General features: G+C 57.4%; 1 protein-coding gene and 1 pseudogene. Both read right to left on the reverse strand.

Annotated features, from left to right (window positions below):
• On the reverse strand, positions 1–365 hold a 365-nt coding region (pgk, locus tag B3M52_RS19055), incomplete at its 3' end, for a phosphoglycerate kinase (protein ID WP_286750023.1).
• Between the two features lie 29 nt (positions 366–394).
• Positions 395–847: pseudogene (locus B3M52_RS19060) on the reverse strand (erythrose-4-phosphate dehydrogenase); the annotation flags it as partial.

Genomic DNA, 847 nt, shown 5'->3' on the forward strand with positions numbered 1-847 from the left:
TCGTCTTTTTTCTCGCCCTTGTTGAAACGGACGTTTTCGAAAAGGACGACTTCGCCGTCGGCTACATCAACGCCCTCGAGGTAATCGGTGATCAGGCGAACTTCCTGACCCAGTACCTTGCTGAGGTGGTCGGCCACCGGTTTCATGGAGGAGGCTTCGTCGTAAACGCCTTCTTCCGGGCGGCCGAGGTGGGACATCAGCATGACCTTTGCGCCTGCGTCCTTTGCCGCCTTAATCGTCGGCAGCGAGGCACGGATGCGAGCGTCGCTGGACACTTCGCCATTTTTTACCGGTACGTTGAGGTCTTCACGAATCAGTACCCGCTTACCGGCGAGATCCAGATCGGTCATTCTCTTGATAGTCATCGTTGTTCATCCCCTGATCAAAAAATGTGTCAGTGGCTGGAGAGCCAGTGTTTGCTGACGTCCAGCATCCGATTTGCGAACCCCCACTCGTTATCAAACCAGCACAGCACCTTCACCATGGTGCCGCCGGTTACGCGCGTCTGGCCTCCGTCGACGATGCCGGAGTGGGCGTCGTGATTAAAATCGGAGCTGGCCAGAAGCTCATCGGTGTAGCCCAGAATGTGTTTCAGCGGGCCGTGGGCGGCGTTTTTTAGTAAGTTGTTCACCGCCTCCACCGAGGTGTTTTCCCTGACATTCACCACCATGTCGATTGCCGACACGTTCATGGTGGGCACCCGCATGGCCACCGAGCTGAACTTGCCTTCCATGTGAGGCAGCAAGCGCTCAATGCCCTTCGCAAGGCCTGTGTCGACCGGAACAATGTTGTGCAGGGCGCTGCGGGTTCGGCGCAGGTCCTGATGGTGATAGGCGTCGATCACCGG

The sequence above is a fragment of the Marinobacter sp. UBA2688 genome, from assembly GCF_002352785.1.
Classification (GTDB): domain Bacteria; phylum Pseudomonadota; class Gammaproteobacteria; order Pseudomonadales; family Oleiphilaceae; genus Marinobacter; species Marinobacter salarius.